General features: G+C 70.8%; 23 protein-coding genes, 1 tRNA gene and 1 riboswitch. Of the genes, 15 read left to right on the top strand and 9 right to left on the bottom strand.

What is annotated here, in order from left to right; all coding sequences use genetic code 11:
* The first annotated feature begins 290 nt into the window (after positions 1-290).
* The 8 genes from ACIRS4_RS32065 to ACIRS4_RS32030 all read left to right on the top strand — a co-directional run bounded on the left by ACIRS4_RS32065 (position 291) and on the right by ACIRS4_RS32030 (position 9,672).
* Positions 291-1,373 (top strand): transglycosylase family protein, encoded by a 1,083-nt coding sequence (locus ACIRS4_RS32065; protein ID WP_404202683.1) that lies wholly within the window; start codon positions 291-293, stop codon positions 1,371-1,373.
* Positions 1,374-1,601: 228 nt separating this feature from the next.
* Positions 1,602-1,770: riboswitch (cyclic di-AMP (ydaO/yuaA leader) on the top strand.
* 3 nt (positions 1,771-1,773) lie between these two features.
* The gene (locus ACIRS4_RS32060; protein WP_404202681.1) at positions 1,774-2,484 is read left to right on the top strand and encodes a transglycosylase family protein; all 711 of its coding nucleotides are present in this window, start codon (positions 1,774-1,776) and stop codon (positions 2,482-2,484) included.
* A gap of 316 nt (positions 2,485-2,800) precedes the next feature.
* The gene (gene eno, locus ACIRS4_RS32055) at positions 2,801-4,087 is read left to right on the top strand and encodes a phosphopyruvate hydratase (protein WP_404202699.1); all 1,287 of its coding nucleotides are present in this window, start codon (positions 2,801-2,803) and stop codon (positions 4,085-4,087) included.
* 217 nt (positions 4,088-4,304) lie between these two features.
* Complete coding sequence (locus ACIRS4_RS32050) at positions 4,305-4,775, top strand: septum formation initiator family protein (protein ID WP_404202679.1); 471 nt, start codon at positions 4,305-4,307, stop codon at positions 4,773-4,775.
* A 21-nt stretch (positions 4,776-4,796) separates the two neighbouring features.
* Positions 4,797-5,342: a DUF501 domain-containing protein gene (locus ACIRS4_RS32045; RefSeq protein ID WP_404202677.1), complete on the top strand. Its 546-nt coding sequence runs from the start codon at positions 4,797-4,799 to the stop codon at positions 5,340-5,342.
* On the top strand, positions 5,339-6,280 hold the full coding sequence (locus ACIRS4_RS32040) for an exopolyphosphatase (RefSeq protein WP_404202675.1): 942 nt from the start codon (positions 5,339-5,341) through the stop codon (positions 6,278-6,280). The genes ACIRS4_RS32045 and ACIRS4_RS32040 overlap by 4 nt, the downstream gene beginning before the upstream one ends.
* Before the next feature lie 475 nt (positions 6,281-6,755).
* Complete coding sequence (locus ACIRS4_RS32035) at positions 6,756-8,141, top strand: NAD(P)/FAD-dependent oxidoreductase (protein ID WP_130442453.1); 1,386 nt, start codon at positions 6,756-6,758, stop codon at positions 8,139-8,141.
* Positions 8,142-8,370: 229 nt separating this feature from the next.
* Entirely contained in the window at positions 8,371-9,672 is a 1,302-nt protein-coding gene (locus tag ACIRS4_RS32030) for a class I SAM-dependent methyltransferase (protein ID WP_404202672.1), read from the top strand.
* Between the two features lie 61 nt (positions 9,673-9,733).
* Here the strand turns inward: ACIRS4_RS32030 and ACIRS4_RS32025 are convergent, their stop codons facing one another.
* Both ACIRS4_RS32025 and ACIRS4_RS32020 read right to left on the bottom strand, forming a co-directional pair.
* Positions 9,734-12,262, bottom strand: coding sequence for an ABC transporter permease (locus ACIRS4_RS32025; protein WP_404202670.1), 2,529 nt, complete (start codon positions 12,260-12,262; stop codon positions 9,734-9,736).
* Positions 12,263-12,337: 75 nt separating this feature from the next.
* Entirely contained in the window at positions 12,338-13,108 is a 771-nt protein-coding gene (locus ACIRS4_RS32020; RefSeq protein ID WP_352247752.1) for an ABC transporter ATP-binding protein, read from the bottom strand.
* A 391-nt stretch (positions 13,109-13,499) separates the two neighbouring features.
* On the opposite strand from ACIRS4_RS32020, the gene ACIRS4_RS32015 reads away from it, so the two are divergent.
* The 3 genes from ACIRS4_RS32015 to ACIRS4_RS32005 all read left to right on the top strand — a co-directional run bounded on the left by ACIRS4_RS32015 (position 13,500) and on the right by ACIRS4_RS32005 (position 16,102).
* Positions 13,500-13,582, top strand: a tRNA-Leu gene (locus tag ACIRS4_RS32015).
* A 223-nt stretch (positions 13,583-13,805) separates the two neighbouring features.
* The gene (locus tag ACIRS4_RS32010; protein ID WP_404202668.1) at positions 13,806-14,981 is read left to right on the top strand and encodes a 4-hydroxybenzoate 3-monooxygenase; all 1,176 of its coding nucleotides are present in this window, start codon (positions 13,806-13,808) and stop codon (positions 14,979-14,981) included.
* Between the two features lie 227 nt (positions 14,982-15,208).
* Positions 15,209-16,102, top strand: coding sequence for a Bax inhibitor-1/YccA family protein (locus ACIRS4_RS32005; RefSeq protein ID WP_404202666.1), 894 nt, complete (start codon positions 15,209-15,211; stop codon positions 16,100-16,102).
* A gap of 125 nt (positions 16,103-16,227) precedes the next feature.
* Here ACIRS4_RS32005 and ACIRS4_RS32000 read toward each other — a convergent pair whose 3' ends face one another.
* Both ACIRS4_RS32000 and ACIRS4_RS31995 read right to left on the bottom strand, forming a co-directional pair.
* Positions 16,228-17,109, bottom strand: coding sequence for a BTAD domain-containing putative transcriptional regulator (locus ACIRS4_RS32000; protein WP_404202663.1), 882 nt, complete (start codon positions 17,107-17,109; stop codon positions 16,228-16,230).
* A 242-nt stretch (positions 17,110-17,351) separates the two neighbouring features.
* A complete protein-coding gene (locus tag ACIRS4_RS31995) occupies positions 17,352-17,762 on the bottom strand; it encodes a hypothetical protein (RefSeq protein ID WP_404202661.1) in 411 nt (136 codons plus the stop codon).
* Between the two features lie 226 nt (positions 17,763-17,988).
* On the opposite strand from ACIRS4_RS31995, the gene ACIRS4_RS31990 reads away from it, so the two are divergent.
* On the top strand, positions 17,989-18,363 hold the full coding sequence (locus ACIRS4_RS31990) for a hypothetical protein (protein WP_404202657.1): 375 nt from the start codon (positions 17,989-17,991) through the stop codon (positions 18,361-18,363).
* Positions 18,364-18,459: 96 nt separating this feature from the next.
* Here the strand turns inward: ACIRS4_RS31990 and ACIRS4_RS31985 are convergent, their stop codons facing one another.
* Positions 18,460-18,687, bottom strand: coding sequence for a DUF4287 domain-containing protein (locus ACIRS4_RS31985; RefSeq protein ID WP_130442465.1), 228 nt, complete (start codon positions 18,685-18,687; stop codon positions 18,460-18,462).
* Positions 18,688-18,820: 133 nt separating this feature from the next.
* On the opposite strand from ACIRS4_RS31985, the gene ACIRS4_RS31980 reads away from it, so the two are divergent.
* Complete coding sequence (locus tag ACIRS4_RS31980) at positions 18,821-19,102, top strand: hypothetical protein (RefSeq protein WP_130442467.1); 282 nt, start codon at positions 18,821-18,823, stop codon at positions 19,100-19,102.
* A 12-nt stretch (positions 19,103-19,114) separates the two neighbouring features.
* Here ACIRS4_RS31980 and ACIRS4_RS31975 read toward each other — a convergent pair whose 3' ends face one another.
* The 3 genes from ACIRS4_RS31975 to ACIRS4_RS31965 form a co-directional block, all read right to left on the bottom strand.
* A complete protein-coding gene (locus ACIRS4_RS31975) occupies positions 19,115-19,903 on the bottom strand; it encodes a hypothetical protein (RefSeq protein WP_404202697.1) in 789 nt (262 codons plus the stop codon).
* 290 nt (positions 19,904-20,193) lie between these two features.
* The gene (locus ACIRS4_RS31970; protein WP_404202655.1) at positions 20,194-21,411 is read right to left on the bottom strand and encodes an acetyl-CoA C-acetyltransferase; all 1,218 of its coding nucleotides are present in this window, start codon (positions 21,409-21,411) and stop codon (positions 20,194-20,196) included.
* 223 nt (positions 21,412-21,634) lie between these two features.
* Complete coding sequence (locus tag ACIRS4_RS31965) at positions 21,635-22,672, bottom strand: SGNH/GDSL hydrolase family protein (protein WP_404202653.1); 1,038 nt, start codon at positions 22,670-22,672, stop codon at positions 21,635-21,637.
* 146 nt (positions 22,673-22,818) lie between these two features.
* Here ACIRS4_RS31965 and ACIRS4_RS31960 point away from each other — a divergent pair, with 146 nt between their 5' ends.
* Positions 22,819-24,207 carry a cystathionine beta-synthase gene (locus tag ACIRS4_RS31960; RefSeq protein ID WP_404202651.1) on the top strand — a complete coding sequence of 463 codons (1,389 nt, stop codon included), beginning with the start codon at positions 22,819-22,821 and terminating at the stop codon, positions 24,205-24,207.
* 379 nt (positions 24,208-24,586) lie between these two features.
* On the opposite strand, the gene ACIRS4_RS31955 is transcribed toward ACIRS4_RS31960, so the two are convergent.
* Entirely contained in the window at positions 24,587-25,015 is a 429-nt protein-coding gene (locus tag ACIRS4_RS31955) for a hypothetical protein (protein ID WP_404202695.1), read from the bottom strand.
* A gap of 183 nt (positions 25,016-25,198) precedes the next feature.
* Between ACIRS4_RS31955 and ACIRS4_RS31950 the strand changes: the two genes are divergently transcribed.
* Positions 25,199-26,077 carry a MurR/RpiR family transcriptional regulator gene (locus tag ACIRS4_RS31950; protein WP_404202650.1) on the top strand — a complete coding sequence of 293 codons (879 nt, stop codon included), beginning with the start codon at positions 25,199-25,201 and terminating at the stop codon, positions 26,075-26,077.
* The last annotated feature ends 83 nt before the right edge of the window (positions 26,078-26,160 follow it).

Below are 26,160 nucleotides of genomic sequence, written 5' to 3'. Positions count from 1 at the left end.
CGAGTACATCCAGTACACGGGCGATGCTCCGCCTTGCGATCCACCGCGCCGGACGCCGCGAGCTTCCCGGCAAACCTTTCCGGTCACGGCACTAGCGCCGGCTCCCAAACCTGATGTGGTGTGACCGGATTGCGAAACGAAGGTGACCGATCCTCAAGTCTGTGATCTTCACGTGATCTACGCGGCATTAACTTGTGACAAGCGATCGTCTGCCGATACGTTCACTCGTCAACGCGGCGACCCTCTTCCGCTCGCCGCGAGGGCACTGCTGTCTCGAGAAAGGCGTTCGCATGCTCACCGGGAACGGTCGTCACCGTCGCCCCCGCCAGGCCCCGGCCCTCATCGTCGCGGCCGGTGTGACCGGTTCCGCCATCGCCATCCCCCTGCTCGGCGCCTCGGCGGCGAGCGCGGCCGACGGCGCCGTGTGGGACCGGGTGGCGGAGTGCGAGAGCGGCGGCTCCTGGAGCGCGAACCAGGGTGGCGGTGAGTACGGCGGCCTGTCCCTCAGTCAGGAGGACTGGGACAAGTACGGCGGGAGCGACTACGCCTCGCGCCCCGACCTGGCCAGCCGCAACCAGCAGATCGCCGTCGCCCAGAAGGTCCTCGCCGGCGAGGGTGTGGGCGCGTGGGGCACCTGCGGGCTGACCTCCGGGCTCACCGCCGACGCGGCCACGGGCGACGTGGACACCGGCGTCGCGGACGACTCGTCCGACTCCTCCATCACCTCCGGCCTGGCCGACCTCTCCAGAGGCTCCGGTTCCTCGGGCTCCTCCGGCTCCTCCCAGGATTCCGGCAGCGGCTCCGCCGGATCCGAGAAGGATGCGGGGAAGGCGCAGTCTTCGCCCTCCACGTCACCTTCGTCCCCTTCTTCTCATTCTTCTCCTTCGTCCGGTTCGTCCACCCCGTCCTCCTCCGCGGACGACGGGTCGGCGAAGCCGGACACCGCGGCCGGCTCCGGCGGGGCGCAGACGGGCCACAGCTCGCCCACGGAGTCCCCGAAACTGGACGAGTCGGACAAGTCCGGCCAGGATGCCGGTTCCTGGAGCCTCGTCGACACCGGATCCCTCGCCGCGGGCTCCGCCGACGCGGAGACGCTCGGCGCCGACGCCCTCGGCTCGGGGCGCCACCGCGGCTCCACCGCGGACGAGAACACCGGTGACGGTGCCGCCCAGTCCTCCGGCCGCCACGCCGCCAACTCCCTCGGCGCGGCCGACACCTACACCGTCCGCGTCGGCGACTCCCTCGCCTCCATCGCCGACTCCCTTGGCGTCGACGGCGGATGGCGCGCCCTCTATGACGCCAACCGGGATGCCATCGGCGCCGACCCGGCCGACATCGCACCCGGTCAGACCCTGGTCACCGCGGTCGGCTGACCCGGCGGGGGAGCGGGCGAAGAGGGTGGAAAACCCCCCGAAACGGGGGGAGTTCACGTCACCTTTCGCGCCGAATGTCCGGTTCGGTGAAAGTGTGGGATGAGTCTCAGAAGCCCCTATCGTCTTTGATATTCCGTCGGTCGCGTGCCTACGGTCGTGACCGCTCGGCAACCCGAGCCCCGGCTGCCGCAACGCCGAATCCTGCCGACGGCCGCCCGGGAACAGTCGTCGCGTCAAGCGCCGCGGGCAGGAGCGGGGGACCCAAGGTAAGCGCCGGGCCCAGCGGTTCAGCTGGATCCGGCTAGGGGTGAAGCCACGCCTCCGACGGAGGAGTGGCCGGGCAACTCAACCGGCCCGAACCCGACAGCTCACCTCGTAGGCGTCGGTGAGGGGATCCACCATGCTGTTTTCCGCCAAGGGCAAGCACCGTCGTCCGGCCAAGGCCACCCGTGCCGCCGCGCTGGCCGGTGTCACCGGCGTCGCCATCGCCGCCCCGCTGATGGCCGCGGGCAACGCCTCCGCCGCCACCTCCTCCGAGTGGGACGCCGTCGCCCAGTGCGAGTCGGGCGGCAACTGGTCCATCAACACCGGCAACGGCTACTACGGCGGTCTGCAGTTCTCCGCCTCCACCTGGTCCGCGTACGGCGGCACGCAGTACGCCTCCACCGCCGACAAGGCGAGCAAGTCGCAGCAGATCCAGGTCGCCGAGAAGGTCCTCTCGAGCCAGGGCAAGGGCGCCTGGCCGGTCTGCGGCAAGGGCCTGTCCGGCGCCGCGTACACCGGCGGCTCCTCCGACGGCGGCTCCGCTTCCGGCTCCTCCGACAGCGGTTCCGGCTCCTCGGACTCGGGCAGCCGCTCCACCGAGAAGCAGAGCGCCTCCCGCTCGACCGAGCGTCCGGCCGTCAAGAGCCAGAAGACCGTCACCACGCCGACCGGCGAGAAGGTCAAGAAGGGCGACGGCGAGTACAAGGTCGTCGAGGGCGACACCCTCAGCTCCATCGCCACGAAGCAGAAGGTCGCCGGCGGCTGGGCCAAGCTCTTCGAGCTGAACAAGGACATCGTCGACGACGCCAACCTCATCTACCCGGGCCAGCAGCTTCACCTGAAGTGACACCCGGCTCCGGACGAAGCCACGGCGCCCTCACGAGCGAGGCCCACACCCTCAAGGCCTCGTGAGAGCCGCCCCCGTCCCCATGGGCTCCCCGCCCCGGTGCGTCTTCCCCCGTACGCACCGGGGCGGGGTTCGTTCTTTCCGCCGCCGGGTGTTCTCCCGGTGTTCGCTCACCCTCCTTGCCGAAACCTCTTTGTTCCGGCCGGGAACAATGTGTACCGTCTGTCTGTCCACGGGACGGTCGGTCGGCTGCCGACGGCCCCGGGGCGGTTAGGCTCTAGTCGAACCAGCGTCACATCCCATGAAGGAGATGCTCGTGCCGTCCATCGACGTCGTCGTAGCCCGGGAAATCCTGGACTCCCGAGGCAACCCCACGGTCGAGGTCGAGGTCGGCCTCGACGACGGCAGCACGGGTCGTGCCGCCGTCCCCTCCGGCGCTTCCACCGGCGCCTTCGAGGCCGTCGAACTCCGCGACGGTGACCCCAACCGCTACCTCGGTAAGGGTGTCGAGAAGGCCGTCCTCGCCGTCATCGAGCAGATCGGCCCCGAGCTCGTCGGCTACGACGCCACCGAGCAGCGCCTGATCGACCAGGCCATGTTCGACCTGGACGCCACCGACAACAAGGGCTCCCTCGGCGCCAACGCCATCCTCGGCGTCTCCCTCGCCGTCGCCCACGCCGCCTCCGAGGCCAGCGACCTGCCGCTGTTCCGCTACCTGGGCGGCCCCAACGCGCACCTGCTGCCGGTGCCGATGATGAACATCCTGAACGGCGGCTCGCACGCCGACACCAACGTGGACGTCCAGGAGTTCATGATCGCCCCGATCGGCGCGGAGTCCTTCTCCGAGGCCCTGCGCTGGGGCGCCGAGGTCTACCACACCCTCAAGAAGGTGCTGAAGCGCAAGGGTCTGAGCACCGGCCTCGGCGACGAGGGCGGCTTCGCCCCGAACCTGGACTCCAACCGCGCCGCCCTCGACCTCATCCTCGAGGCCGTCAAGGAGGCCGGCTACACCCCCGGCGAGCAGATCGCCCTGGCGCTCGACGTCGCCGCCTCCGAGTTCTACAAGGACGGCGTCTACGTCTTCGAGGGCAAGGAGCGCTCCGCCGCCGAGATGACCGACTACTACGCCGAGCTCGTCGAGGCGTACCCGCTGGTCTCCATCGAGGACCCGCTGTTCGAGGACGACTGGGACGGCTGGAAGACCATCACCGAGCGCCTCGGCGACAAGGTCCAGCTCGTCGGCGACGACCTGTTCGTCACCAACCCCGAGCGCCTCGCGCGCGGCATCGAGGAGGGCGCCGCCAACGCCCTGCTGGTCAAGGTGAACCAGATCGGCTCGCTGACCGAGACCCTCGACGCCGTCGAGCTCGCCCAGCGCAACGGCTTCAAGTGCATGATGTCCCACCGCTCCGGCGAGACCGAGGACGTCACCATCGCCGACCTCGCCGTCGCCGTGAACTGCGGTCAGATCAAGACCGGCGCCCCGGCCCGCTCGGACCGCGTCGCCAAGTACAACCAGCTGCTGCGCATCGAGGAGATCCTCGACGACGCCGCGGTGTACGCCGGCCGCAGCGCCTTCCCCCGGTTCCGCTTCGCGAACTGAGACGCGGCCACGGCCTGACACCTTCAGGCAGCGTCGTACGTACGTCCCCGTACCCGGTCCCGTACCGTGTGCGGGGACGTACGCGCGTGTGACGCGGGACGAGACGGGAGGCGGGGTACATGTCCGTGCTGTGCCCTCCCGGGGGACAACCCCCGGACCCCCGGCCGAACAGCAGGTGGGTGGACATGACGGGCGGAACGCTGCGAGGTGAGGATCCGTGAGTGACCGGGACCGGTTCTCCACCACGACCAGGATCAGGCTGCTCGGCGAGCAGACGGCGGCCCGCGTCTACCGCTCGCAGACCAAACGGCAGGCCCGCCGCTCCCGCCTCACCGGCCGCGCCGCCCTGCTCGCGCTCGTCCTGTGCTCCCTCGTGGTGGCCCTCGCCTACCCCATGCGCCAGTACGTCTCCCAGCGCGCCGAGATCGCCGACCTCCAGCGCGAGCGGGAGCAGGCCCGGCAGCGGGTGGAGGAACTGCGCGACCTCAAGGCACGGTGGCAGGACGACGCCTACGCCGAGCAGCGGGTCCGGGAGCGGCTGCACTATGTGATGCCGGGGGAGACGGGCTTCGTCGTCATCGACCCGGGCGCCGCCAAGCAGTCCCGCACCGACCTCGGCGCCGCCGACCGCCCCTGGTACTCGAACGTCTGGGACGGCGTCGACAAGTCCGACGCCGCCGACCAGTGAATGACCGATAGAAAGACAGTCATGGAAACGCCCCCGCCGACCACCGAGCGCACCGAGCCCACCGACGCGGACGTCGAGGCCTTCCGGCAGCAGCTCGGACGCCCGCCGCGCGGTCTGCGCGCGATCGCCCACCGCTGTCCCTGCGGGCAGCCGGACGTCGTCGAGACGGCTCCCCGTCTGCCCGACGGCACGCCCTTCCCGACGCTGTACTACCTGACGTGCCCCAAGGCGAACTCCGCGATCGGCACGCTGGAGGCGAACGGCGTGATGAAGGAGATGACGGAGCGGCTGGGGACGGACCCGGAGCTCGCCGCCGCCTACCGGGCCGCGCACGAGGACTACGTCCGGCGGCGCGACGAGATCGAGGAGCTGAAGGGCTTCCCGAGCGCGGGCGGCATGCCGGACCGGGTGAAGTGCCTGCACGTCCTCGTGGCGCACTCGCTGGCCGCGGGCCCCGGGGTGAACCCGCTCGGGGACGAGGCGCTGGCGATGCTGCCCCAGTGGTGGGCCAAGGGCGCGTGCGTGACGCCGGCGGAGTCGCCGTCCGGCGCGGGAGAAGCGCAGTGACCCGCGTCGCCGCCGTCGACTGCGGTACGAACTCGATCCGGCTGCTGGTCGCCGACGCCGACCCCGTCACCGGTGAACTCGTCGAGCTGGACCGGCGTATGACGATCGTCCGCCTGGGACAGGGAGTCGACCGCACCGGCCGGCTGGCGCCCGAGGCGCTGGAGCGGACCTTCGCCGCGTGCCGTGAGTACGCGGCGGTGATCAAGGAGCACGGGGCCGAGCGGTTGCGCTTCGTCGCCACCTCCGCTTCCCGGGACGCCGAGAACCGGGACGAGTTCGTGCGCGGGGTGCTGGACATCCTCGGCGTGGAGCCGGAGGTCATCTCCGGCGACCAGGAGGCGGAGTTCTCCTTCACCGGGGCGACGCGGGAACTGACGGGCCGTGACGACCTGGCCAGGCCGTACCTGGTGGTGGACATCGGCGGCGGCTCGACCGAGTTCGTGGTCGGCGACGACCGGGTGCGGGCGGCGCGTTCGGTGGACGTCGGCTGTGTGCGGATGACCGAGCGGCACCTCGTGGTGGACGGCGTGGTCAGCGACCCGCCCACCGCGGAGCAGATCGCGGCGATACGCGCCGACGTCGAGGCCGCCCTCGACCTCGCCGAGGAGACGGTCCCGCTGCGCGAGGCGCGCACGCTGGTGGGTCTGGCGGGCTCGGTGACGACGGTGTCCGCGATCGCGCAGGAGCTGCCGGAGTACGACTCGCAGGCCATCCACCACTCCCGTGTCCCGCTGGAGCGGGTCCGGGAGATCGCCGAGTGGCTGCTGCGCTCCACTCACACCGAGCGCGCGGCCGTCCCGTCGATGCATCCGGGCCGGGTGGACGTCATCGCCGCGGGCGCCCTGGTGCTGCTCTCGATCATGGAACGGATCGGCGCGGAGGAGGTCGTGGTGAGCGAGCACGACATCCTCGACGGCATCGCGTGGTCGGTGGCCTGACCTGAATCCCGTGCTCGCGGGCGGGTCTTGCCATCGCCGCCGCAGCACTCCGCTGAGCAGTGCGGACAACGTATGAGCGGGTCGAAGGGGCTCTTCGGGGCCCCTTTTCGGCACTCCGGGGAGCCGCCCCGAAAAACTTCGTGAAGTTCTTCACAAGGAAATGGGCCCTGTGGGAGCGTGGATCTACCCCGGTTGGCCCTTCCGGGGGGCCAACGGCCCTGTGAACATGTTCAAAAGGCGCGCGGGTGGACGTTTTGCGAGGGGCTGGAGGAGGAGTGTTTCGGGGGGCTCACCCGGGCCATTCATCACCGGAGAGGCAGCTCACGCGGCATTGACAACGGTGCGCGATACCCTCTGGTTCCCCTTCGCCGCCATGATCTGGATCACGTGGGTCGCGGAGGATAGCACACACCCTGTGCGAGCTTGTGAAGGGGCGCACGAGCTACCCCCCTGTGGCGGGTGGATACTCGATGGCATGAGCACCACGGAGCGTCCCAGGATCCTCGTAGTAGGCGGTGGGTACGTAGGCCTGTACGCAGCTCGGCGCATCCTCAAGAAGATGCGCTACGGCGAGGCGACCGTCACGGTCGTCGACCCCCGGTCGTACATGACCTACCAGCCCTTCCTCCCCGAAACCGCCGCCGGCAACATCTCCCCGCGGCACGTCGTCGTCCCGCTGCGACGCGTGCTGCCCAAGGCGGAGGTCCTCACCGGCCGGGTCACCACCATCGACCAGGACCGCAAGGTCGCCACGATCGCCCCCCTCGTCGGCGAGGCGTACGAGCTGCCCTTCGACTACCTGGTCGTCGCGCTCGGCGCGGTCTCCCGCACCTTCCCGATCCCCGGCCTCGCCGAGCAGGGCATCGGTATGAAGGGCATCGAGGAGGCCATCGGCCTGCGCAACCATGTCCTGGAGCAGCTCGACAAGGCCGACTCGACCAACGACGAGGAGATCCGCCGCAAGGCGCTCACCTTCGTCTTCATCGGCGGCGGCTTCGCCGGCGCGGAGACGATCGGCGAGGTCGAGGACATGGCCCGCGACGCGGCCAAGTACTACAAGAACGTGTCCCGTGAGGACATGCGCTTCATCCTCGTCGACGCCGCCGACAAGATCCTCCCCGAGGTCGGCCCCAAGCTCGGCCAGTACGGCAAGGAGCACCTGGAGGGCCGCGGTGTGGAGGTCTACCTCTCCACCTCGATGGACTCCTGCGTCGACGGTCACGTCGTACTGAAGAACGGCCTGGAGGTCGACTCCAGCACGATCGTGTGGACGGCCGGCGTCAAGCCCAACCCGGTCCTCGGCCGCTACGGTCTGCCGCTCGGCCCGCGCGGTCACGTCGACTGCGCGCCGACGCTCCAGGTGCAGGGCACCGACTACATCTGGGCCGCGGGCGACAACGCCCAGGTCCCGGACGTCGCCGCCCGCAAGGCCGGCGTGGAGAACGCCTGGTGCCCGCCGAACGCGCAGCACGCGCTGCGCCAGGCCAAGGTGCTCGGCGACAACGTGGTCTCCGGCATGCGGGGCTTCCCGCAGAAGGAGTACTCGCACTCCAACAAGGGCGCGGTGGCGGGTCTCGGCCTGCACAAGGGCGTCGCGATGATCGTCATGGGCAAGATGAAGATCAAGCTCAAGGGCCGGCTGGCGTGGTACATGCACCGCGGCTACCACGGCCTGGCGATGCCGACGTGGAACCGCAAGATCCGCGTCTTCGCGGACTGGACGCTCGGCATGTTCCTCAAGCGTGAGGTCGTCGCCCTCGGCGCGCTGGAGTCCCCGCGCGAGGAGTTCTACGAGGCCGCGAAGCCGGCCCCGGTCGCAGCGGCCCCCAAGCAGGAGAAGACCGAGGTCAAGGCTTCCTGACCCCGCCCGGACCCATCCCGAAAGGGCCGCCCGCCATCCGTGGTGCGGGCGGCCCTTTCGCATGCGGGAACCACCGGGGGCGGGGCCGGAGGGACTGGTCGGGCGGGGCCGCAGGGGGCGGGTGGGCAAAGTCTGCGCAACCGGCGGCGCCAAGTGCTGGCACAGCGCCCCGCAAGTGCTTTCGTGGTGTCAGGACATTCCGGGATCACCCCTCACGGAGGTGTGCATCATGGCTGACGCCGCTCCGCGGCTCCACGCCCTCGTCGAACAGTTGCTGGCCGCCCCCTTCCGGCTGCGCATCCGCGCCTGGGACGGTTCGCAGGCCGGGCCGCCCGACGCGCCGACCCTCGTCGTACACAACCGCAGAGCCCTGCGCCGTTTCCTGTTCAAGCCGGGCGAACTGGGCCTGGCCCGTGCCTGGGTGGCCGGCGACCTGGAGATCGAGGGCGACCTCTACACCACCCTCGAGCGCATCTCCGGCCCCGTCTGGCAGCGGGGCGAGGACGCGAGACCCCTCACCGAGGCCCTGCGCGACCCCCGCTTCCGCGAGGCAGTACGCGGTCTGTTCGCCCTCGCCGGCCCGCCGCTGCCGCCCGCCCCGCCGCCGGAGGAGGTCCGCCGCCCCGGGCACCTCCACACCCGCCGCTCCGACCGCCGCGCCATCAGCCACCACTACGACGTGGGCAACGACTTCTACGAACTCGTCCTCGGCCCGTCCATGGTGTACTCCTGCGCCTACTGGGAGTCCCCCGACCGGGCCCCCGAGGCCACGCTCGAGCGGGCCCAGCACGACAAGCTGGAACTCGTCTGCCGCAAGCTCGCCCTGCCCCCCGGCAAGCGACTGCTGGACGTCGGCTGCGGCTGGGGCTCGATGGCGATCCACGCGGCGCGCGAGCACGGCGTGAGCGTCGTCGGCGTCACGCTCTCCCGGGAGCAGGCGACCTACGCCCGCAAGCGCGTCGCGGACGCCGGCCTCACCGACGTGGTCGAGATCCGCGTCCAGGACTACCGCGACGTCACCGACGGCCCGTACGACGCGATCTCGTCCATCGGCATGGCCGAGCACGTCGGAGCGGAGAAGTACCTGGAGTACGCGGCCGCCCTGCACACGCTCCTGCGCCCCGGCGGGCGGCTGCTCAACCACCAGATCGCCCGCCGCCCCCAGCAGGACGAGACCGCCTACCGCCTCGACGCGTTCATCGACGCCTACGTCTTCCCTGACGGCGAGCTCGCCCCCGTCGGCACCACGGTCACCCATCTGGAGCGCGCCGGCTTCGAGGTCCGTGACGTGGAGTCGATCCGCGAGCACTACGCCCTCACCCTGCGCCGCTGGGTCGCCAACCTGGACGCGGGATGGTCGCGGGCCACCGCCCTGACCAGCCCCGGCCGGGCCCGCGTCTGGCTCCTCTACATGGCGGCGTCCGCCCTCGCGTTCGAACGCAACCGCATCTCCGTCAACCAGGTCCTGGCCGTCCGCACCCCGGACTCGGGCGCCTCCGGCATGCCCCTGCGCGCCCGCACCTGGAACTGACGGCGCGCGCAAACGGCGAGGGACCCCGCCGCACACCGCGACGGGGTCCCTCAGTCACCGCTCACTCCGACTTGATCGCCGCCAGCATGTTCAGCCGCGCCGCCCGCCGCGCCGGCCACAGCGCCGCCAGCACGCCCACCGCGGCGGCCAGCACCAGGAACAGGGCGATCCGGCCCCACGGCAGGACGAGTTCGTACGTCGCCATGCTCGTCCCGAGCAGCTCACCGGCCGCCCAGCCGAAGAACACCCCGAGGCCGATGCCGAGCACCGCGCCGAACAGGGAGATCACCAGGGACTCCAGCCGGACCATCCGCTTGATGCCGGTGCGGTCCAGGCCGATCGCCCGCAGCATGCCGATCTCCTGGGAGCGCTCGAACACCGACATGGCCAGGGTGTTGACGACCCCGATGACCGCGACGATCACGGCCATGGCCAGCAGGCCGTAGACCATGTTCAGCATCAGCGTGAACATCTTCGCGATCTCGTCGGACAGGTCCTTCTTGTCCTGGACCCTGACGGCCGGGTTGGAGCCGAGGGCCTTCTCCAGCCGGTCCTTCGCCGCGTCCGTGGCGCCGCCCGAGGTCTTCACGAAGACCTGCATGTCGGCCGGGTCGCTCAGGTGCGGGGAGAGCACGGAGCTGTCGAGGATGATGCCCTGGATCATCTCGTTGCCCTCGTAGACGCCGGCGACGGTCAGCCGCTGCGGCTTGCCGTCCTCGTAGTGGGCGGTGAAGTCCGAACCGGCCTTCCAGCCGTGCGCCTTGGCGGTGACACCGTCGACGACGACCTGGGTGCCGCGGACCGTGAAGGCGCCGCTCTCGACCTTCAGGTCGGTCAGCTCGCCGAACGTGCGTCCGTCGACGCCGGTCAGGTACTCGGCTCCCTCGTCGATGCGGGCGTAGCCGTTGCGCATCGGGCTGGTGGCGGTGACGCCGTCGACGCCCTTCAGCTTCTTCTCGACGTCCGGCGAGAGCTCGTTGCCGTTCGCCATGGACACCACGTAGTCGGCGCGGATCGCCGCCGACGCCATCTTGTCGATCGACTTCTGGAGGCTGCCGGCCATGACCGTCATACCGGTGATGAGCGTGAGGCCGATCATCAGCGCGGAGGCGGTGGCCGCCGTGCGGCGCGGGTTGCGCACCGCGTTCTGCCGGGCCAGCTTGCCCGAGACGCCGAACACGCGCAGGGCCGGGGCCGCGGCCGCGACGAGCGGGCGCGACAGCAGCGGGGTCAGGATGAAGACGCCGATCACCAGCAGCATCGCGCCGAGACTCATGGGCGCCTGCCCGTCGGTGCCCTTCATCGTGGTCGCGGCCAGGACGGCGGCGGCGCCCGCGGCGGAGCACAGCGCGCCCAGCGTGTTGCGCAGCACCAGCGACCTGGCGGTGGCCGGGGCGTGCATGCTGCTCATCGCCGCGACCGGCGGGATCTTCGCGGCCCGGCGGCCCGGCAGCCAGGCGGCGAGCATGGTGACCAGGACGCCCACCGCGAAGGCCGTGCCGACGGTGGAGGGGGAGACCACCAGCGGTCCGGCCGGAACGACGGCGCCGAGCGAGCTGATGAGCGAGCGCAGCCCCGCCCCGATGCCGATGCCGGCGACCAGTCCGGTCACGGCCGCGGCCGTACCCACCACGAACGCCTCGATCAGCACCGAGCGGGTGATCTGCCGCCTGGAGGCGCCGACCGCGCGCATCAGCGCGAGTTCCTTGGTGCGCTGGGCGACCAGCATGGTGAAGGTGTTGGCGATGATGAACGTGCCGACGAAGAGCGCGATGCCGGCGAAGACCAGCAGGGTCTGCTTGAGGCCGGACATCTGCCGGGAGATCGTCTCCGCCTGGTCGTCGGCGAGTTGCTCGCCGGTGGCGGTCTCCGTGACGCCCTTGGGCAGCGCCTTGTCCAGCGCGGCGCGCAGCGCGGCCTGGCTGACGCCGGGCTTCGCCGTCACGTCGATCTCGTGGTAGGCGCCGGGCTTGCCGAACAGCTTCTGCGCGGTGGCGGTGTCGAAGAGGGCGAGGCTGCCGCCGGCCGCGACGTTGCCGTCGTCGGTGGTGAACACGCCGGTGATCTTCGGGGCGAGGACGGGGCCGTTCACCGAGAGCCGTACGGTGTCGCCGACCGCGTACCCGGTGCGCTTCGCGGTCGCCGAGTCGATGAGGACCTCGCCGCCGCCCTTCGGGGCACGCCCCTCGGCGAGCGGGTAGCGCGCGTCCTTCGCGCCCCAGTAGTTCCCGCCTTCCGACTGGAAGCCGCCGCCGGCGAGCTTGCCGTCCTTGCCGGCGATCGCGGTGAAGCCGCGTACGACGCCGACGGCGGAGGCGGCGCCCGGCGCGTGCGCGCTGCGGTCGAGCAACGCGTCGGTGAGGTCGGGGAGTTTGCTGATCGTGTTGCCCTCGTCCTCCGGAACCCTGGGGGTGACGGCGACGTCGACGTGGTCGAATCCCTTGGCGGAGCTCTTCTGGAGCGCCTGGGAGATGGTGTTGGTGAAGACCAGGGTCCCCGACACGAAGGCCACGCCGAGCATCACGGCGAGCACGGTCATCAGGAGCCGGGCCTTGTGCGCGGAGACATTGCGCAAGGCGGTACGGAACATGGGTGTCTTCAGTCCAGGTGGTCCGGAGGTCGAGAGGCGATCAAGTCGCCCTTTGGCAAGGAGGGTGACGCCCGATCAGCTCGTGCGGCCCTTGGTGTCGAAACGCTTCATGCGGTCCAGCACCGACTCCGCGGTCGGCCCGTGGACCTCGTCGACGATCCGGCCGTCCGCGAGGAAGACCACCCGGTCTGCGTAGGCGGCGGCCACCGGGTCGTGGGTCACCATCACCACCGTCTGCTTCAGCTCGCGCACCGAGTTGCGCAGGAAGCCCAGCACCTCGGCGCCGGAGCGCGAGTCGAGGTTTCCGGTCGGCTCGTCACCGAAGATGATCTCCGGCCGGGAGGCGAGGGCGCGGGCGACGGCGACGCGCTGCTGCTGGCCGCCGGAGAGCTGCGAGGGCCGGTGGCCGAGCCGTCCGGACAGGCCCACCATCTCGATCACCGTGTCGAGCCACTGCTTGTCCGGCTTGCGGCCCGCGATGTCCATCGGGAGGGTGATGTTCTCCAGGGCGGTGAGCGTGGGCAGCAGGTTGAACGCCTGGAAGATGAAGCCGATCTTGTCCCGGCGCAGCTTGGTGAGGTGCTTGTCCTTCAGGGAGCCCAGCTCGGTGTCGCCGATGCGCACGGAGCCGGAGGAGAAGGTGTCGAGGCCGGCGACGCAGTGCATGAGCGTCGACTTGCCCGAGCCGGAGGGCCCCATGATCGCGGTGAACTCGGCGCGCCGGAAGTCGACGGACACCCGGTCCAGGGCGACCACCCGGGTCTCGCCCTCCCCGTACGTCTTCGACAGGTCCGTGGCGCGTGCGGCCACGTCGGTGGTCCGGTCGGCGAGAGGGGCAGTGGTCACGGGTGGGGCTCCTGTCGGGACGAAGGCGTTGCCGGGGGATGTGAACCATCGTCCCGGCGGCCCGCCGCCGTGTAGTCACCCGTTGCTCCGGTTCCGAAGGCCGACTCCGGTCGGACCGGGGCACGCCGCGTCATACCTGGGGATGACACGTGACCCCGACAGGTCAAACGTCAAGAACCGGTGGAGCACCCTCGTTCGTACGGTGAAATTCCGTCATTCCGCATACAAGGCCGATGCGCGCGGGGGACGCTACTGGCAAGTGCGGATGGACAGTTCACGGTGCTGATGCACCCTCAGACGTCAATAAAATAAGACAACATCGGTTCGCTGGACCGGTGTTAGAGAGGTGCGTCCCGATAGGGTCGGAGCCTCAGTGCGGAGCCCATGGCCTGCCCGGATGGTGGAATGCAGACACGGCGAGCTTAAACCTCGCTGCCCCTCGCGGGCGTACCGGTTCAAGTCCGGTTCCGGGCATCTCCCACGCCTGCCGACACGTTCGTGTCGTTGCATCCTCCATGGAGGCCTTGACCGCCTCGACCGCCGACGGGCCGTCCACGCGCACAACCGTTGACACCGGCCGACCTCACGCGCACACTCACGTCCAGCATAAGTGAAGAAAACTTCACTGTGCGAACCGACTGCAACGCGTGAACACCGACCCCCCGTGGCGGCGACGCCCCGTCGAAGGGAACGCCCGATGCGCACCACCGTCGGCATCATCGGCGCCGGCCCCGCCGGCCTGCTTCTCGCCCGCCTCCTGCACGTCGCCGGCATCGACTCCGTCGTCCTGGAGAGCCGCGACCGCGCCTACGTCGAGCAGCGGCAGCGCGCCGGGATTCTGGAGCAGGGCACGACCGACGTGCTGCGCGCGGCCGGGGCCGGTGAGCGCATGGACCGGGAGGGGCTGCGCCACGACGGCATCGAGCTGCGGTTCGCCCGGCGGCGCCACCGGGTGGACTTCCCCGCCCTCACCGGCGGCCGGTCGGTGACCGTCTACGCGCAGACCGAGGTGTGCAAGGACCTCATCGCACTCCAGCTGAAGGAGGGCGGCCCGCTGCTCTTCGAGGCGGAGGCGCTTGCCGTGGAGGGCGCCGGCACCGACCGCCCCCGCGTCCCCTTTCGGCACGAGGGCCGCGAGGACGTGCTCGTCTGCGACTACGTCGTCGGCTGCGACGGTTTCTGGGGCGTGTCCCGCCGGGCCGTCCCCGCCGGAGCGAGCCGCGTCTTCGAACGGACGTACCCGTTCGGCTGGCTCGGCGTCCTCGCCGACGTGCCGCCCTTCCACGACGAACTGGTCTACGCCCGCCACGACCGCGGATTCGCCCTGTTGTCCATGCGCTCCCCCGCCGTCTCACGCCTCTACCTCCAGGTGCCGCAGGACACCGACGCCCGGTCCTGGAGCGACGACGCGATCTGGGCGGAGCTGGAGCGCCGCTTCGCCACCGACGACGACTGGCGACTGGAGCGCGGGCCCATCACCCAGAAGTCGGTCACCCCCATGCGCTCCTACGTCCACGAGCCCATGCGGCACGGCCGCCTCTTCCTCGCCGGCGACGCCGCCCACATCGTGCCGCCGACCGGCGCGAAGGGCCTCAACCTGGCCGTCGGCGACGTCGTCACCTTCGCGCGCGCCCTGGCCCACCGGCGGCTCACCGGATCGGCGGAACTGCTCGACGCGTACTCCGCCACCTGCCTGCGTCGCGTCTGGCAGGCCGAGCGCTTCTCCTACGACATGACGACCCTCCTCCACCGCGCCCCCGGCGCCGACCCCTTCGAGGACCGCCTCCAGCTCGCCCGCCTGGAACGCCTCGCCTCCTCGCGCGCCGCCGAGACCGACCTCGCCGAGGCGTACACCGGCTTCCTCTTCGAGTGACGCCGACGGCGGGACGCCGGCCACGCGCGCGTGGGTGATCTCCGACCGGTTCCGGACGTGTACCGGAACGGTCATGAATGACGCCGGGCGATGCCGGGAATCAGGCGGGGACATAGCGTGTTGCGCAGCACGACGAGGGAAAGATCCTCCCCAAGCAGTAGGGTCAATCCTTTGCCTACCTATTACTCTTGAGCCAAGGCCACGCTGTGTGGCCATGGAGGAGTGAAATGAGGAGCAACAACCCGGTCTTCTCGCGACGGGGGTTCAGCCGCGACAACGGCTACGCGGGCTTCAACGCCGCGCCGCAGGCCGGGGGTCCCGCTGGCGGTACGCAGCAGGGCAATCCGTACGCCCAGCCGGCCGGCAACCCGTACGCGCAGAACCCGTACGCCCAGCAGGACGCGCAGTACGGCGCCCCGCAGACCCCGGTCACCGCCGGCGGCGTGATGACCATGGACGACGTGGTCGCGCGCACCGCCATGACCCTCGGCACGGTGGTCGTCACCGCCGTCCTGTCGTGGCTGCTGCTGCCCGTCGACGAGGCCAACCTCGGCAAGTCGTACGCCATCGGCGTCGGCGCCGGCCTGGTGGCGATGGTGCTGGCGCTGGTCCAGTCCTTCAAGCGCCGTCCCACGCCCGCGCTGATCCTGTCCTACGCCGCCTTCGAGGGCGTCTTCCTCGGCGTGATCTCCAGCGCGGTGTCCACGTACATCGCGGACGGCGTCGTCGCCCAGGCGGTCCTCGGCACCATGGCGGTCTTCGCCGGCGTGCTGGTGGCCTACAAGGCGGGCTGGATCCGCGTCAACCGCCGCTTCTACGGCTTCGTGATGGCGGCCGCGCTCGGCTTCGTGCTGCTGATGGCCGTGAACATGCTGTTCGCCGTCTTCGGCGGCGGTGACGGCCTCGGCTTCCGCAGCGGCGCCCTCGGCATCGTCTTCGGCGTCATCGGCATCATCCTCGGCGCGTGCTTCCTCGCCCTGGACTTCAAGCAGGTCGAGGACGGCGTCGCCTACGGCGCCCCGCGCGAGGAGGCCTGGCTCGCGGCCTTCGGTCTCACGCTGACGCTGGTGTGGATCTACATGGAGTTCCTGCGGCTGCTGTCGATCCTGAACAGCGACTGACGAACTCGCCCCTGAGAACGCATGAGGCGCCCCGCCGGAGAATCTCCGGCGGGGCGCCTCGCGTTGGTGAGGGGCCGGGCTCGAGGAGGACCCGGCTTCGTCGCGTGCGGCCCGGCCGGCTGTCCTCAGGAGGCGAATCGGAGGCCGGTCATGAGGCCCCGGGCGTCGGCCGGAGCGGACGACACGGGAAGGTCGGAAACCGCTGTGCGCAGTTGCAGCAGGTCGGGCCACTCGTCGCCGCGCAGCACACCCTGATGGACCCGGGCGAGTTCCGCGGAGGGTTCGATGCCGACCTGGTCGAGGAAACGCTCACGGGTGCGCAGATACACGTCCGCCGCTTCCAGTCGACGGCCGGCGGCCGCCAGGGCCGGCAGTAACAGCGTCACCAGGCGTTCCCGCAGCGGGTGCACGATCACCAGGCCGAGCAGCTCCGGCAGCACCTCGCAGGCGCCGCCGTCCCACAGGCGGGCCTCGATCGCCAGCTCCGAGGCCTGGAGGCGCAGCTCGCCCAGGCGCGTGGCCTCCGCCTCCAGTTCCAGGACCGACCGGACGTCGGCCAGTGCCTCGCTGCCCCGCCACAGACTCAGCGCGGACCGCAGCGTCCGCGCCGCCGCGGACGAGTGTCCGAGGGCCAGCAGGCGCCGCCCCTCGCGCATGCGCTGCTCGAAGAGGGCGATGTCGATCTCGTCGTCGCCGGCCTCCACGCGATAGCCGACAGAGGGGCTGTGGGTGATCCACTCACGCTCACGCCCCAGGGCGGCGCGCAGTTTCATGACATGGGACCGGACCATCTGCACCGCGGAGGCCGGCGGCTCCTCCCCCCACAGGCAGCGGGAAATCCGATCCGGTGATATACCGTTGCGGCCGAGCACCAGAAGAATGGCCAGGACCTGGCGGGATTTCAAAGGAAGTCGACTGTGCCAGTTGTCCATCGCGGAAATCTCGATACTGCCGAGCGCGAGAAACTGGGGCCGGTGATGCGTGGTATCGCAGAATGCCTCGTGCAACGTTCCCCCTGAACTCAGGGGATCGTCGATGGTGGTCGCCTTTGATTATCCCCCGTGCCGAATCACGACACCGGACGACATCACGGCTGTCGGTGAACTGTCAACCAGATCCGGCCATTCGTCACCTTCCGTTGAGGATGATCTGAGGTGGGGAGCATCCCCGCTTGCGGATTTGTCCGGTACGCCGAAAAGCGCCCCGTCCGGGTGGCGGACGGGGCGCTGAGGATTCCTGGCGGCGAGATCTAGGCGATGCCCGTCTTCCAGGGGCCCGTGACGTCGGGCCAGAACGGGATCTGGACGACCGCGCGGAACTTCACCTTGCGGCCCTCGCCGAAGTCGTGGTCGAACATCGAGCAGTTGCCGCTGTCGACCGTGGCGCTGTGCGATCCCTTCTGCAGCGTCCCGTCCTTGCGCACGTACTCGTACTCGACCTTCGCGGTGTTCCCGTCGAAGGCGAGATCGCACACCTCGAACTTGTCACCGACGTTGATGAAATGCGCACTGGCGCCATGGGTCGACGAAAGGGCGTCCTGGCCGGCGAATGCCGTGCCCATGAGCGGGATGCTCAGCGCGACGGTGGCCATGCCCACGCCCAGGACCTTCTTGTGCAGCTTCATCTTCTTTCCTCCCACATCGGTGCCGATCGCGGACACCGGCCGACTGTGAACAGATGCTGCACCGGGCACGTTGCCGACGGGGGGAGAAAAGTGTTGGTTTTCCGTTGGTCACCCAACGGCAACACGCACCGAAATTCCTCTACGCAACGTAGTCAACGCAAAAGAGGACGCCCAAGTGTCGGCGGGCACAACACCGCCTCGCGAGGCTCGGTGGCAGGGGACGGAGGCCGAATCCGTCCACGAAGTCGCCCCGGAGGCAGACATGAACTTCCGTCGAAGGACTCTCGCGGTGTCCGCAGCGGCCGCAACCCTCGTCCTCGGGGGCGCCACCAGCGCCTTCGCGGGCATCGACGCGACGGCCGAGGCCGCCGGCGTGAAGGTGACGTTCCACAGCTACGGGGACTACTTCAAGGTGTGCGACATGGCGACCGACAGCGGCAACCCGTACGCCGACGTCCGCTACACGAACGCCGCCGGGTCGAGCCGGACCTGGCGCCACCAGATCGACAAGGGCTCCGGCAACTGCGGCAAGTTCGACCACAACTTCGGCGAGGGGCGCACCGTGCTCTTCCGCGCGTGCAACGACACGCCGTGGCTGCCGGACCCGTGCAGCGCGTGGAAGACCGGGGTGGCCTGACCGTCCGACGCGTACGCGCGGGGGCCGTACGCGCAGGGGGCCCGTCCCGGGCAGTCCGGGACGGGCCCCCTGCGGCTCTGTGCGAGGGTCCGCTGATCAGAGCAGCTTGCGCGCCGCCCTCCTCAGGTCGTACTCATGGATGATCGCCTTGGCGTGGCCGTACGAGAGGTTGTGCTCGTAGCGCAGCCAGCTGACCTTCTCCTCGAAGCGGAGAGCGGGGCCTTCGTCGACGGTGCGCAACCAGTCGGCGACTTCACGACCGGTGCAGTGAGGGATGCGGGCTAGCAGGTTGCGATGGGTCTCCTCGGAGAAGACTTGGGACATCGGCGCCTCCGGTACGCATGGGTGTAAGCCGGTCCTACAGGTCACCGTGCCTGAGCGTTCGCCGGTTGGCAACAGTCCGGGCGTGGCGCTGTACGCTCACCGCGTGGTTGATACGACGCCTTTGATCCGTGCGGTGGATCACTTTGCCGACCGTTTGCGGGCGGCGCCGCAGTCCCGACTCCAGCGGGGCGCCGCCGCGGAGGCGCTGGCGCTGGCCAGGGAGTTGGCCCGCTGGACGCAACGCGTGGAGGAGCCCGGCACACAGCCCCGCGAGATGCCCGACGCCGGCATGTTCGCCGCCGCCGACCAGATCACCGTCGCGGGCCACGACCTGGCCGTCGCGCTGACGGACGCCGACGACATCGCGGAGGCGGTGCGGCTGGTGGAGGAGGCCCAGAAGCGGGCCGGCGTCTGAGGGGGAGGGCCTTCACAGGCTCGCTATGACCCGGTCCGCCAGGATGTAGACGCTCTCCCCGCCGCAGGCGAAGGTCAGCGTGTACGCGCCGGAGATGCCGGAGCCGCCGAGGAGGAACGGGGTCTCGCCGGCCGCGAGGGCCGTGGAGAGGCGGTCCGCCGTCTCACGGTGGCCCGGGGTCATGCACAGGGTGGTGCCGTCGGCGAAGACGTAGACGTCGAGGGTGCCCAGCGGGCCCGGGCGGACGTCGGTCAGCTCGGTGCGGGAGGCGGCCAGGTCCTCCAGTGCCGCGACCGTGCGCTCGTGGTCGTCGACGACCGGCGACTGCACCGGGACGAAGTCCGGGTGGGAGGGGTGACGGCGGCGGGCCGCGGCCAGCTCGGCGGACTCCCCGGCGAACTCGTCGTTGTCCGCACTCGACTCGCTCACCGGCTCCAGGTGCTCCAGACCCACGAGGTCCGCCTGCCGGGGCAGGAACAGCTCGCTGTCGGGCAGGCCCAGCAGGGAGGGCGCGTCGGAGGCGTCACGGGCCTCCTGGGCGGCCCAGAACGCGCGCGCCTCGGCCAGCTCCCGCTCCCGCTCCTCCGCGAGCGCCTCGGCGACCGCGGCGCGTATCTCGTCCGTGTCCGCCGTGGTCCGGGCGGCCGGCACGAGCCCCTGCGTCCCGGCGGCGTGCCGGCCGTTCTCGGCGAGCTGGACGTGCAGGGCCGCGACCTGCCGGCGCAGTTGCAAGAGGGTGCGCAGGACGGCGACACCCACGGCGCCCGTGGCGGCCGTGGTGACCAGCAAGGCGATCGGCAAGGCGCTCACTGACGTACTCCCGGTTTCAAGTCGACCCCCGACTTCCTACATCAGCTTGAAGGGCGGACTATCCAGCTGTCAGTGCGTAACGTCACGAAACGGACAGGACTTTGGCCCGGCGCTCGTTGATGGGACTGCTCTGAGCTGCGTGAATCCCTACGTCGAGGGAGATAGGTCACATCCTGGGGGAGATTGGATCACAGAACGGCCCGGAATCCGGGGGTTTCCCGGACTCCGGGCCATCGGCTCACGGTGGGTGCCTCGGCGGCTACCCAGAGGTCGTCACGGACTCAGCTGAGGCGCTCGATGACCATCGCCATGCCCTGGCCGCCGCCGACGCACATCGTCTCCAGGCCGAACTGCTTGTCGTGGAACTGCAGGGAGTTGATGAGCGTGCCGGTGATGCGGGCGCCCGTCATGCCGAAGGGGTGGCCGACGGCGATGGCGCCGCCGTTGACGTTCAGCTTGTCCAGGTCGATGCCGAGGTCCCGGTAGGAGGGGATCACCTGGGCGGCGAACGCCTCGTTGATCTCGACCAGGTCGATGTCGTCGATGGTGAGACCGGCCCGGCGCAGGGCCTGCTGGGACGCCTCGACCGGGCCGAGGCCCATGATCTCGGGGGAGAGGCCGGACACGCCGGTCGACACGATGCGGGCGAGCGGGGTGAGGCCCAGCTCGCGGGCCTTGGTGTCGCTCATGACGACGACCGCGGCGGCGCCGTCGTTGAGGGGGCAGCAGTTGCCGGCGGTGACCAGGCCGTCGGGGCGGAACACCGGCTTCAGGCCCTGGACGCCTTCGAGGGTGACGCCGGCGCGCGGACCGTCGTCCTGGCTGACGACCGTGCCGTCGGGCAGCGTCACCGGGGTGATCTCGCGCGCCCAGAAGCCGTTCTTGATGGCTTCCTCGGCGAGGTTCTGCGAGCGGACGCCGAACTCGTCCATGTCCTGGCGGGTGACGCCCTTGGCGCGGGCGAGGTTCTCGGCGGTCTGGCCCATCGAGATGTACGGGTCGGGCAGCAGGCCGTCCTCGCGCGGGTCGTGCCAGGAGGTGCCCTCCTGCTGCGCGACGGCCTCCGTGCGGGCCTCGGCCTCGGCGAAGAGGGGGTTGTGGGTGCCCGGCATGTCGGAGCTGCCGTTGGCGTAGCGGGAGACCATCTCGACGCCGGCCGAGATGAAGACGTCGCCCTCGCCGGCCTTGATGGCGTGCAGGGCCATGCGGCTGGTCTGCAGCGAGGAGGAACAGTAACGGGTGATCGTGCAGCCGGGCAGGTGGTCCATGCCCATCTGCACGGCGACGATACGGCCCAGGTTGTGGCCCTGCTCGCCGCCGGGGAGGCCGCAGCCGAGCATCAGGTCGTCGATGTCCCTCGGGTCCAGCTCGGGGATCTTGGCGAGCGCCGCCTGGATGATCGTGGCGGTGAGGTCGTCCGGGCGCAGGTCCTTGAGGGAGCCCTTGACGGCGCGGCCGATGGGGGAGCGGGCGGTCGAGACGATGACGGCTTCGGGCATCACGGCTCCATTGGCATGCGGGGTTCTTCGTACCGGTTGGCTGGTTGGGAAGTTACCGGTACGTATGGCCTGGGTCACGGGGGTGCCGGTGTGACCCTGGCCGCAGTTTACTAAGCGCTTGCTTGGGCCTCCGGCGGTGAGCCGAAGAGGGTGCGGGTGGGTGGGGGTTCACGTCCCCGGGGGCTGCGCCCCCAGACCCCCACCGGCCCGAAGGGCCTCGTCCTCAAACGCCGGACGGGCTGGTGGGTGACGGTGACGTCTCCGGCTCCGGCACCCGGCGCCTCCGCCTCCGCTTCAGCAGGGCCCACGGCCCTCGCGGGCCCGTCGGCATCGCCGCCGTGACCTCGGTGCCGGCCTCCGCCGCCGCCTCCGCCGCGGCCCGGGCCACCGGCAGGAAGCCCTCGCGGCGGAAGGCGTCCGGCCGCTCCTCCTCCGCCGGCCACAGCCCCAGGGCCGCGCAGACCGTCGGCAGCACCGCCATCGCCGCCGTGGCGTACCCCTCCGCCGAGGGGTGGTAGTGGTCCGGTCCGAACAGCTCGCGCGGGTTCGCCTCGAACTCCGGCCCCAACAGGTCGCCCAGCGACACCGTGCGCCCGCCCTGTTCGATCGCGCCGATCGTCTGGGCCGCCGCCAGCTGGCGCGAGGCGCGCCGGGCCAGCCAGCGCAGCGGCTGGCCTACCGGCTCGATCGTGCCCAGGTCGGGACAGGTGCCGACGACCACCTCCGCGCCGGCGGTGCGCAACCGCCGTACCGCCGAGGACAGATGCCGTACCGAACGGGTGGGCGGCATGCGCTGGGTGACGTCGTTCGCGCCGATCATGATCACGCACACGTCGGGCACCCGGCCCGCGTTGCCGAGGACCGCCGCGACCTGCCGGTCGAGATCGTCGGACTGGGCGCCGGGCAGCGCCACGTTCCGCAGCTTCACCGGCCGCTCCGCCACCGCCGCCAGCCCCGACGCCAGCAGCGCCCCCGGCGTCTGCCCCGCCCGGTGGACGCCCTGGCCCGCCGCCGTGGAGTCGCCGAGCAGCGTCAGCCGCAGCGCCTCCTCGCCGGGAACCGCGTACGCCCTGCCGTACAGGCCGTCCGCGTGCGGGACACGCGGATGCGCTCCGTTGCCGTTCACATGGCGTCGCGCCAACTGCGCCTCCGCCAGCAGCAACCCGACCACCGCCGCGCCGGCCAGACCGATCCCGCCTCCGCCGTAGGCCGCGCCGGCCGCGATGCGCCGGGCCACCCTTGCCCTGGACATGCTCGTCATGCCTCGACGCCACCTCCTCGTGTCCGTACACCCACTCCTTGCCCCGTACGGACCGTCGGCCAATCTCGACGGGGAGTGAACGTGCGGAGCACGCCTTAGGCTGGCGGGACCACTACGACAGTCTTTGCAAGCAACCGGAGACAACGGTGCATTTCCACGACTCGATGATCAGCCTCGTCGGCAACACCCCGCTGGTCAGGCTCAACAACGTCACCACGGGCATCCAGGCCACCGTCCTGGCCAAGGTGGAGTACTTCAACCCGGGCGGCTCCGTGAAGGACCGCATCGCGCTGCGCATGATCGAGGCGGCCGAGCAGAGCGGAGAGCTCAAGCCCGGGGGGACCATCGTCGAGCCGACCAGCGGCAACACCGGCGTGGGGCTGGCCATCGTGGCCCAGCAGAAGGGGTACAAGTGCATCTTCGTGTGCCCCGACAAGGTGAGCACCGACAAGATCAACGTACTGCGCGCGTACGGCGCCGAGGTCGTCGTCTGCCCCACCGCCGTCGACCCCGAGCACCCGGACTCGTACTACAACGTCTCCGACCGGCTGGTGCGCGAGACGCCGGGCGCGTGGAAGCCCGACCAGTACTCCAACGCCAACAATCCGCTCTCGCACTACCACTCCACCGGCCCGGAGCTGTGGGAGCAGACCGAGGGGCGGATCACCCACTTCGTGACCGGCGTCGGCACCGGCGGCACCATCTCCGGCACCGGCCGCTACCTGAAGGACGCCAGCGACGGCAAGGTCAAGGTCGTCGGCGCGGACCCCGAGGGCTCCGTCTACTCGGGCGGCTCGGGACGGCCGTACCTCGTCGAGGGCGTCGGTGAGGACTTCTGGCCGACCGCCTACGACCGGACCGTCGCCGACGAGATCGTGCCGGTGTCCGACAAGGACTCCTTCCAGATGACGCGCCGTCTGGCCAAGGAGGAGGGGCTGCTCGTCGGCGGTTCCTGCGGCATGGCCGTCGTCGCCGCGCTCCGGGTCGCCGAGCGGCTCGGCCCGGACGACGTGGTCGTCGTCCTGCTGCCCGACAGCGGCCGCGGCTACCTCAGTAAAATCTTCAACGACGAATGGATGGCGGACTACGGCTTCCTCGAGGACGAGGGCCCCAGCGCCCGCGTCGCCGACGTCCTCAACGACAAGGTGCACGGCGCCATGCCCTCCCTCGTGCACATGCACCCGGAGGAGACGGTCGGTCAGGCCATCGAGGTGCTGCGCGAGTACGGCGTCTCGCAGATGCCCGTCGTCAAGCCCGGCGCCGGCCACCCGGACGTCATGGCCGCCGAGGTCGTCGGCTCGGTCGTCGAACGCGAGCTGCTGGACGCCCTGTTCAGCAAGAAGGCCTCGCTCGAGGACCCGCTGGAGAAGCACATGTCGGCCCCGCTGCCGCAGGTCGGCTCCGGTGAGCCGGTCGGCGACCTGATGTCCGTGCTGGGCTCGGCGGACGCGGCGATCGTCCTCGTGGAGGGCAAGCCCACCGGCGTCGTCAGCCGCCAGGACCTGCTGGCCTTCCTGGCCAAGGGCGGCAAGTGACGGCGAACGTCCGGTGAACCGCCGGTGTCGCAGCGGACGTTCGCGTTCACCCGCCGAAGCGGCGGACTTCGCGGAAGTGGTACGAGCGCGTCACGTCCGCGCAGCACACGCTTAACACGCGTCCGGCACATTGGTGGGTGTCGGCAGGGCGGCGGAGGCACCTCCCAGGCGTTGAGCGCCGGGAGAGGCTCCCCGCACCGGCCGGCGCCCGAACGGCGTCAAGGACCTCCGGAGCGGCTCCCGGACATCCATGGACGCCACGGACGCGGAGGCCCGACCCGGCCCGCGTCCCTCGCGGGGACCGCCGTCGTCCCGCCCCCCGGTACGGGGGTGCGGCGGTCCCCGCGCACACTTCCCGCGGGCCTGCGGCCCAGCCCGCTCAGCCCTCCCAGTCGCCGTCGCGCGAGCGGCCGCGCAGGCGTCCGCCGAACAGGTGCGGGCTGACGCGGGCGGCCTGGAACGCGTTGACGCCGACGATGCCCGTCCAGGTGACGATCAGTCCCGGCAGGTGGGCGGTGGCCGCGCCGATCGCCGACAGCGGGATCGCCAGCACCAGCGAGACGATGCCGAAGCCGAAACGCTCACCCCAGGAGTCCCGCTCCTCGGCCGCACGACCGCCCCGGGCCGTCGCCACCTGCTGCTCCGCGAACTGACGGCGCACCCGGCGCTCGACCGCGCCGTCGATCCGCTGGTCCACCTTCTCCAGGAACGAGTCCACCAGCGCCGACTCGTACTCCTCGCCCAGCTCCCTGCGGGCCTTCAGGGCGGCGTCGAGCTCCTTCTTCAGCTCGGTGTCCTGTGCGTCCATGCTGGTCTCCCGTCCGGTCATACCTCCACGGTAGGAACGCGCCGGGCCGCCGGCACTGGGGTTAGCCCCCCACTTCACCCGCGGCGGGGCGGGCTGCCGGCGTCCGTCGCCTTGCCTGGCTGTATAGCGTCATGCAGAGTTTGGGTTGAGTGAATAGACGACCGGATGCGGAGGGGGAGCGGCATGGGCGAGGGCGGCGGCGCGGACCGGGCGACGGGAGGCGGTGTGGCGGAGAGTCCCGCCGGGCGGCTCCAGACGCTGTTCGAGGGGCACCGGCTGACCCCGACCCAGCGGCGCATCGCGCACAGCATGGTGCGGCGCGCCGCCGACGTGCCGTTCCTGTCCAGCGTCGAGCTGGCCGAGCTGGCCGGGGTCAGCCAGCCCTCCGTCACCCGCTTCGCGGTCGCCCTCGGCTTCGACGGCTACCCGGCCCTGCGCCGGCATCTGCGCGAGGTCGCGCCCGCCGAACAACCCGCGGGCGGCGTCCCGTACAACGAGTACCAGCAGGCGGTCGAGGCCGAGATCGAGAACCTGCGGCATCTCGCGGAGGTGCTCGCCGACCCGAGGCCGGTGGAGCGGGCGGGCCGGCTCCTCGCCGCCTCGCGGCCGCTGCCGGTGCTCGGCCTGCGGGCCGCAGCCGCCCAGGCCCACGGCTTCGCGTACTTCGCCGCCAAGGTCCACCCGGACGTACGGCTGCTGCACGAGGGCGGCACCATGCTGCACGACCGGGTCGACGCGGCCGTACGCGCGGGCGCCACCGCCCTGCTCTGCTTCGCGCTGCCCCGCCACCCCCGCGAGGTCGTCGACGCCCTCGCCTACGCCAAGGAGGCGGGGCTGACCGTGGTGACGGTCGCCGACTCCGCCTTCGCGCCCGTCGCCAAGGTCTCCGACCTGCTGCTGCCGGCCGCCGTCGGCACGGGCCTCGCCTTCGACACGGCGTGCGCGCCGATGCTGCTCGGGCGGGTGCTGCTGGAGGCGATGTGCGACGGCCTGCCGGAGGCCCAGGCCCGGCTGGAGGAGTTCGACGCCAAGGCGGCGGCGCGAGGGCTGTTCGTGGAGTGAGGCCCCAGGGCGCCGGCGGGGGAGCCGCCCTGCGGGGCTGACGGGCGCCGCCGTTCTCATGCCCGTCTCACGTTCGCTCGCTA

This window comes from Streptomyces sp. NPDC101166 (assembly GCF_044768125.1).
Classification (GTDB): Bacteria; Actinomycetota; Actinomycetes; order Streptomycetales; family Streptomycetaceae; genus Streptomyces.
The sequence above is the reverse complement of the archived record's forward strand: the minus strand, read 5'-3'. Positions and strand labels throughout refer to the sequence as shown.

Bases quoted from the DNA above. Each gene is read 5' to 3' on its own strand.
- ACIRS4_RS32065 (WP_404202683.1), top strand. From the start codon at position 291: ATGCTCACCGGGAACGGTCGTCACCGTCGCCCCCGCCAGGCCCCGGCC.
- ACIRS4_RS32060 (WP_404202681.1), top strand. From the start codon at position 1,774: ATGCTGTTTTCCGCCAAGGGCAAGCACCGTCGTCCGGCCAAGGCCACC.
- ACIRS4_RS32045 (WP_404202677.1), top strand. From the start codon at position 4,797: ATGGAAACGCCCCCGCCGACCACCGAGCGCACCGAGCCCACCGACGCG.
- ACIRS4_RS32035 (WP_130442453.1), top strand. From the start codon at position 6,756: ATGAGCACCACGGAGCGTCCCAGGATCCTCGTAGTAGGCGGTGGGTAC.
- ACIRS4_RS32030 (WP_404202672.1), top strand. From the start codon at position 8,371: ATGGCTGACGCCGCTCCGCGGCTCCACGCCCTCGTCGAACAGTTGCTG.
- ACIRS4_RS32025 (WP_404202670.1), bottom strand. From the start codon at position 12,262: ATGTTCCGTACCGCCTTGCGCAATGTCTCCGCGCACAAGGCCCGGCTC.
- ACIRS4_RS32010 (WP_404202668.1), top strand. From the start codon at position 13,806: ATGCGCACCACCGTCGGCATCATCGGCGCCGGCCCCGCCGGCCTGCTT.
- ACIRS4_RS32005 (WP_404202666.1), top strand. From the start codon at position 15,209: ATGAGGAGCAACAACCCGGTCTTCTCGCGACGGGGGTTCAGCCGCGAC.
- ACIRS4_RS31990 (WP_404202657.1), top strand. From the start codon at position 17,989: ATGAACTTCCGTCGAAGGACTCTCGCGGTGTCCGCAGCGGCCGCAACC.
- ACIRS4_RS31985 (WP_130442465.1), bottom strand. From the start codon at position 18,687: ATGTCCCAAGTCTTCTCCGAGGAGACCCATCGCAACCTGCTAGCCCGC.
- ACIRS4_RS31970 (WP_404202655.1), bottom strand. From the start codon at position 21,411: ATGCCCGAAGCCGTCATCGTCTCGACCGCCCGCTCCCCCATCGGCCGC.
- ACIRS4_RS31965 (WP_404202653.1), bottom strand. From the start codon at position 22,672: ATGACGAGCATGTCCAGGGCAAGGGTGGCCCGGCGCATCGCGGCCGGC.
- ACIRS4_RS31955 (WP_404202695.1), bottom strand. From the start codon at position 25,015: ATGGACGCACAGGACACCGAGCTGAAGAAGGAGCTCGACGCCGCCCTG.
- ACIRS4_RS31950 (WP_404202650.1), top strand. From the start codon at position 25,199: ATGGGCGAGGGCGGCGGCGCGGACCGGGCGACGGGAGGCGGTGTGGCG.